General features: G+C 53.4%; 4 protein-coding genes. 3 read left to right on the forward strand and 1 reads right to left on the reverse strand.

Annotated elements, in window-relative coordinates; all coding sequences use genetic code 11:
• Window positions 1–67 precede the first annotated feature (67 nt).
• From FJ147_11635 to FJ147_11645, 3 genes are all read left to right on the forward strand, one after another.
• The gene (locus FJ147_11635; GenBank protein ID MBM4256530.1) at window positions 68–2119 is read left to right on the forward strand and encodes a hydantoinase/oxoprolinase family protein; all 2052 of its coding nucleotides are present in this window, start codon (window positions 68–70) and stop codon (window positions 2117–2119) included.
• A gap of 112 nt (window positions 2120–2231) precedes the next feature.
• Window positions 2232–4121, forward strand: a complete 1890-nt coding sequence (locus tag FJ147_11640) for a hydantoinase B/oxoprolinase family protein (protein ID MBM4256531.1) — start codon at window positions 2232–2234, stop codon at window positions 4119–4121.
• 117 nt (window positions 4122–4238) lie between these two features.
• Window positions 4239–5528 (forward strand): MFS transporter, encoded by a 1290-nt coding sequence (locus FJ147_11645; protein MBM4256532.1) that lies wholly within the window; start codon window positions 4239–4241, stop codon window positions 5526–5528.
• Between the two features lie 217 nt (window positions 5529–5745).
• On the opposite strand, the gene FJ147_11650 is transcribed toward FJ147_11645, so the two are convergent.
• Window positions 5746–7116 (reverse strand): AAA family ATPase, encoded by a 1371-nt coding sequence (locus tag FJ147_11650; GenBank protein MBM4256533.1) that lies wholly within the window; start codon window positions 7114–7116, stop codon window positions 5746–5748.
• Window positions 7117–7295: the final 179 nt, after the last annotated feature.

The following is a 7295-nucleotide window of genomic DNA, read 5'->3' on the forward strand; positions in this document are numbered from 1 at the left end:
GTGCAATCTCCATAATTTCCCCTAATTTTGCGGCGGAAACTCGGACACGAAGGGAAAACGCATCTCTATGCCTCTGAAACTTGGCGTTGATGTTGGCGGTACGTTCACTGATCTGATTTTGGTCGATGAAGATAAAGGGCGGATGATCCGGGCGAAAACGCCCTCAACGCCAGCCGATCAATCGGTTGGCGTATTAAATGGCATCGAGAAAGTCTGCCGTCTCGCCAATATCTCTCCTGGTGAGATCACGCACATCATGCACGGTACGACCGTCGCCACCAACGCCGTGCTCGAAGGCAAAGGAGCGAAGGTCGGCCTCATCACCACCGAAGGCTTTAAGCAAATTCTCCATCTCGCGCGTTCGTGGACGCCTGGTCCGTTGGCGGGTTGGATTATCATGCAGAAACCGGAACCGCCAGCAGCTATCGAAAACACTCGTGAGGCCAAAGAACGGATCGACACACGCGGGAATGTCGTCAAACCGCTTGATGAAGACGCGATCCGTAAAGATTTACAAGATCTTGTGAGTCGTGGCGTTGAAGCGATCACGGTCTCGTTGATCAACTCGTATACCAATCCAGTTCATGAGAAACGGATCAAAGCTATTGCCCAAGAAATGTTTCCTACACTGCCGGTGACAGCATCGGCGGAAGTATTGCCAGAGTTTCGTGAGTACGAACGTGCGCTGACAGCCGTCATGAATTCTTATGTGCGCCCCAAAGTCGCAGTGTACATGAAGAACTTCGCTGAGAAACTCGCATCACACGGCCTCAAAGCTGATGTCAACATTTTGCGTTCGGATGCTGGTTTGATGACACTACGTATGGCGCAGGAACGACCAGTCTATGGTGTGATGTCCGGCCCGGCCGGAGGTGTCGCTGGTGCATTAGTCATCGCTACGAAAGCTGGGTTCCCGAATATTCTCACACTCGACATGGGTGGCACATCAACTGACGTCGCGTTGTGCCAGGATGGCACACAAACAATCTCACGCGAGACTACCCTTGGCTATTTTCCTATCAAAGTTCCTTCAGTTGACGTACGCAGCATCGGTGCTGGCGGCGGATCAATTGCCCACGTTCCTGAGATCACCAACGCGCTACGTGTTGGTCCACAAAGCGCTGGTGCCGATCCAGGACCGGCGAGCTATGGCAGGGGTGGCACTGAAGCGACGGTCACTGATGCCAACGTGGTTTTAGGCCACCTCCCGCCACGCTTGCTTGGCGGTGAAATGTCACTCAATGTTGAAGCAGCAAAAGAAGCGGTCGAACGCATCGGCAAAAAAATCGGCCTTGATGTGTATCGTGCGGCGCAAGGTATTCTCGACATCGTCAATGAGAACATGCACGGTGCGCTCCGACTCGTTTCTGTACAACGCGGCTATGATCCACGTAACTTTGCGCTTGTCGCTTTTGGTGGAGCCGGGCCTCTACATGCCAACGCCGTCGCCAAATTGATTGGTTCGTATCCGGTTATTGTCCCACCCGCTCCAGGTATTCTCTGCGCAACCGGCGATGTCGGCTGTGATTACCGGGAAGAATTTGCCCGCACAGTGTTGCGTACGCTCGATCAAATGACCGGTCCTGAGGTCATTCAGATCCTGCAAAACCTGGGCGAAGAGGCGACTGGCTGGCTCGAACGCGAGGGTATTCCACGTAGTCAGCAGCAAGTGTTCTATAATGCCGACATGCGTTACTTCCGGCAGGGCTATGAGCTGCCCATCACCACGACACTCAGTGATCTACAAACTCATGGCACGACAGTGTTGGCAAACAAGTTCCATTCCTTGCACGATCAGTTATATCGCTTCAAGCTTGATGCCGAGTGCGAGATCGTCAATTTGCGGGCTGTCGCGTTAGGCAAAGGCGCAACGCTGAAACTCGCCGAAGCCGACCTCGATAGTGCTTCTGCCAAACATGCGCAGACCGACGAACATCAAGTCTATTTCGATGGTCACTTTCTCGCCACACCGATTTACGATCGCACCAAACTGCGCCCTGGCAATCGTATGGCCGGACCAGCCATTGTCACGGAAATGGATTCAACGACAGTAATTCTGCCCAGCTTTACAGGTGAGGTGGATCGGTATTTTAATATTGTGATTCGACCCGCGGCATAGCCAATGAAAAATTAAAAATGAGGAATGAAAAATTCAAGAAATTCGATGACTGAAATTTTCCTTAATTTTTAATTTTGAATTCTCAATTTTTAATTCCTGAAAGGGAGCCCCCATGCGTGACGTAAAAATCGCCAAGATCCCCAACATCGAAGTCGATCCGGTGGTGCTCGATATCATCGAAAGTGCGCTCAAGAACTATCGCTATGAAATGGATGCGGTGCTCTATCGCACGGCGATGTCACCGGTGATTCGTGAGCAGCACGATGAGTTTCCGATGATCTGCGATCCGAACGGGCGCATGATCGTCGGTCAGTTTGGCTCGTATGTGCGTGAGATGATGGATACCTTCGATCGGCAGATTTATCCGGGTGATGTGATCCTGCTCAATGATCCATACCTCTGCGGTGGAGCGATCTCGCACATCAACGATTTTCTCGTGCTGATGCCGGTGTTCGATGAAGGCGAGTTAATCGGTTGGGTGTCGATGTTCGGGCATCAAATGGACGTGGGCGGCCCCCTGCCCGGCTCGTTTCCGACTAATGCGACGACCATCTTTGGCGAAGGGTTGCGCATCCCCCCTGTCAAACTGTTTGAGAAAGGCAAACTCAATGATGACGTGTTGAACCTCATTCTCAATAACGTTCGCATTCCCGTCATGAACCGCTCGGACTTGATGGGTATTGTTGCCGGTTGCAAAACCGCCGAACAACGTGTGCTAGAACTTTGTCAGCGCTTTGGTCGCGATACCTATCTCGCAGCATGTCAGGCGCTGCTCGATCGTACCTATCGCGCCGTGCAAACGCTCATCCAACGTAATATCTCGACTGAGCCACAGTCGTTTGAGGATTATGTCGATGATGATGGGCTCGGTAACGGCCCATTCAAGATGAAACTCACCATTTGGCGTGAAGGCGAGAAAGCGGTGTTCGATTGGACCGGCACTGATCCACAAGCACTAGGGCCGATCAACTTCTACTTGAACGAAGGTATGTTCAAGATGTTCATCGGCGTCTATCTCATCATGGTCTATGATCCGCAGATTCTCTTTAACGATGGCTTCTATCCACTAATTGAAGCGCGTCTACCTGATGGTTCGCTGTTGCATCCGAAATTCCCAGCGGCCCTCGGTTGTCGCACGCATGCGCTGGCGCGATTGTTTGATGTCATGAGTGGGTGTCTTGGTCAGAAGAGCCCGGAACTCACGACGGCTGCGGGCTACGGCACCAGTCCACATTTGCTCTACAATGGGACTGATAAAGACGGCAAGTTCTTCTTCATTATGGAGATTAGCTACGGTGGCATTCCTGGTCGTCCGATTGGTGATGGCATGGATGGCCACTCGTGGTGGCCGCAGTTCACTAACATTCCCACTGAGTATCTGGAAAACTTCTGCCCGATGCGGGTTGACCGCTATGCGTCAGTAATCGATTCCGGCGGCGCAGGTTTGCATCGTGGCGGTAACGGCATCGATAAGTGGTACACCTTCCTCGAACCGGGTGAGGTCGCAATTCATGACGATCGCTGGCTCACACCACCGTGGGGTATTCTTGGTGGTAGGCCTGGGATGCGGTCAACGAAGATTCTTGTCAAAGCCGATGGCTCACGAACAGTACTCCCCTCAAAGTGTGATCAAGTCAAAGTCGAGCCTGGCGATCAGCTCATCTTCCAAACTGCCGGTGGTGGCGGCTGGGGCGATCCATTGCAACGTGAAGCCGAGAAAGTACGTATCGATGTTGCGCGCGAACTGGTCTCACGCGAAAAAGCGCGACGTGACTACGGTGTCGTCATCGATGCAAACACTCTGCAAGTCGATGAAGCCGCAACGCGGACATTGCGAGAAAAGATGGCCAAAGAACGTGGAGCGATACAAACCTTTGACTTCGGTCCGCCATTGCCACAGCTCTTAGCACGCTGCAAAGAAGAGACAGGTTTGGAACCACCTGTGCCACCAAAGCTTCCTGCCGGTTGGGCAACGAATGGGGTGAAGAAGCAGGCGGCATAACAAAACGTGGTGCGTGGAACGTGTTACGTATTATCTGGCAAATAGTATCGAGCACGTTCCCTGATTTACACAACACGCACCACGTAACACGCATCACGTTTTACGGCCCACGCCCCCCTGCTCCCTTGTCTCATTGAGCATCCCCAGCTACACTCCCGCCCAGTGTCACAACCTGCTCAATCGGCTTCATCACAACCTACACATCCACAAACCATCACACCCCCAGTAGCTACAGAACAGCTCTTTACGCGGGATTTCTTGTTGGTGTGTGTTAGTACGTTCCTGTTTTCCGGCAGCATGTTTCTGCTGTTCGCGGTGCTGCCATTGTTCATTGTTCAGGAACTGCATGGCGCAGAATCGCAGGTCGGCATGATCATGGGCGCATTCGCGCTCTCTGCAGTGCTGAGTCGCCCGCTGTCAGGGAGATTAGTGGATACGTGGAGCCGTAAGTCCTGTTTGGCGCTGGGTGCGTTGATCTATGTGATATTTCCCGCGCTGTACACGCAGGCGACGTCGGTGGCGATGATGATGACGCTACGTTTTTTTCACGGCATTGGCATCGCGATCTACACCACTGCGGGAAGCGTCTTTGTTGCTGACCTCGCACCACCTGCGCGACGTGGCGAAGCAATGGGGTATTACGGCATGGCGCTCAATCTGGCGATGGCGATCGGTCCAGCCCTTGGAGTCGCGCTCGCTGGGTGGTTAGGATTCGCGGGACTTTTCTGGACCGCAGCGAGTTTGGCGCTCGCATGCTTGCTCTTGGTGCAACTGGTCCACGATCCGCATCAGTCTCGACCGCAGACCGACCATCAGACAACTCCGCGGCCAGCCCTGTTTAGCCGTGTCGCGGTATTCCCTGGCTTCATTGCCATGTGCATGACGATGACCTTTGGCGCGATCGTGTCGTTTCTTCCTTTGTTTGTCCAACATCACAACCTCGGCAACGCAGGACTCTTCTTTACCGTCTACTCAATCGTGGTTGTTGTATTGCGCCCACTCTCCGGTCGATTGTCTGATCGCTTTGGTCGTTCGGCAGTGATTCTTCCGGGCATGTTTTTTCTCGCCATCTCGATGGTGGTCTTAGCCTATACGACATCACAGTCGGGATTGTTATGGACTGCGGTATTGCAAGGCATCGGCTTTGGCGCTGTCCATCCTGCTATCATGGCCTGGATTGTTGACCGCTCGACTGTGCACGATCGCGGACCGGCGCTCGCAACGGTGATGATGGCGTTCGATATCGGTGTAGGGCTCAGTGCTATTGGCCTTGGACTCGTGCTGCAACGTACTGACTTTTCCACGATGTACCTCTGTGCCGGAGGTATTGCCCTGGTCGGTACGATCGCCGTGGCTTTTGCCGCGCTGACGGAGTCAGCAAAGGAGCGGCACGAAATCGGACCATAGAAGAGTAGTACAGTTAGGGTAGCGTGCGCTGTGCGCACGCTGCGCCCGCCTGTTCCGATTCCCGTGCGCATGGCGCACGCTAGGGTCTCTCGGTAAGAATCCCAAGTGTGCCAATCTCGCATGGTTTGATTGAGATTCGCAATCGCTCCTCAGGACAACGGAACGCCTTCAGCGTAGCGTGCGCTGCGTGCACGCTTCTTCAAGCAATCCCGGCCTCTCACCCGCGGGGGAACACACGTTTATAGTCATAGACCCGTTCATCAAAGAGAACATCTCTAGCTGTGATAGGGCGGCTGAAAATAATCCCCTCTAACGACGTGCAGCGACTCAACGCCACATACGTTTGCCCATGCGCGAACGCACCACGCCCAAGGTCAATGAACACGTTGTCAAACGTTTGCCCCTGACTTTTGTGAATCGTAATCGCCCAGGCTAAACGTAACGGGTATTGCGTAAACGTCCCAATCACTTCTTCTTCGATGCGGTTGGTGTCGCGATGGTAACGATATTGCCGGTTCTCCCAGGTCTCGGGCTCCACTTCATAGGCTGTGCCGTCGACCTCGACACGGACTTTCTTCTCATCGAGGGCAAAGACGCGAGCAAGAGTACCATTGACCCACCGTTTCTCAGGATCATTTTTCAGTAGCATCACTCGCGCGCCACGTTTTAACTCCAGGAGAGATTCAGTGGGATAAATTGACGGCTCGAAGAGCCCGGTCACGTTCGCTTGATACACATACGCTTTGGCATTGATCTGATCGAGCATCGAGCGATTCTTGCGATAGGCAGCCTCATTCGTTGACGTCAAAGTAATGAAAGATGCGTCAGCCGAGAGTTGTCCAGGACGCTGGATACGAGCGTTTAAGAGCGAGAACAACGCCGCATCAAGCTGATGTTCCCGAATCCTGTTGAGCACCTCAATGAACGCGTTGTCGCGCTGCCGGTAGATGGTCGTGAGTTCTATCGATGAAGGTTGGAGTTCCTGAAAAACCTTGGCGAAAAAGAAATACGGACCGCCGTAATGTTCATCGAAAAACTCTTTCATCTCTCCATCTCTGACAATCGGCGGCAATTGGAACAAATCGCCACAGAGGACAACCTGCACTCCACCGAATGGCGTGCTCATGTCATCGCGTTGGATACGTAATGCGCTATCGATACCGTCCATCACATCTGCGCGTACCATCGACACCTCGTCGATGATCAGCATCTGCAGGTTTTCAAAGAGTTTCGCATTCTTGAGGCGACGAATACTGTGCGGATCAATCAGGGTTGGCGGAAAACGAAAGAACGAATGGATTGTTTGTCCGCCGACATTGAGCGCCGCCACACCGGTTGGCGCAAGGACAGCGGTGCTCTTGGTTGTCATTTCGCGCAGATAATGCAGGAACGTGGATTTCCCGGTTCCGGCCTTGCCGGTGACAAAGACACTTTGCCCATGTCGTTCGATCAGATCGAGCGCGTGCTGAAACTCTGGTGTGATCTCGACTTGTTTGAGATCCCGCACCCGTGCACCAACGCTACGAAATCGAGGGGCACGAATACCAGCATGGTCGGTACGATGTGGGGTGGAGCGGGAGGCTGCCATGCGAGTCACATACAACGCTTTTCGCCGCAGTGCGACCTCCTCTTGGCATAGGGGCCATCCCTGTAAAGGTCGGTTGACTACCGTCGCATCGCCAGAATCCGCGCAGTCGATACGTGCGTTTGTTTTTTGCCACTCAGTTTGTGAGGTACTGGCTTCTTCGGCCCGCGTTTGGACTTGGT

The organism is Deltaproteobacteria bacterium (assembly GCA_016874775.1).
GTDB lineage: Bacteria > Desulfobacterota > Binatia > Bin18 > Bin18 > VGTJ01.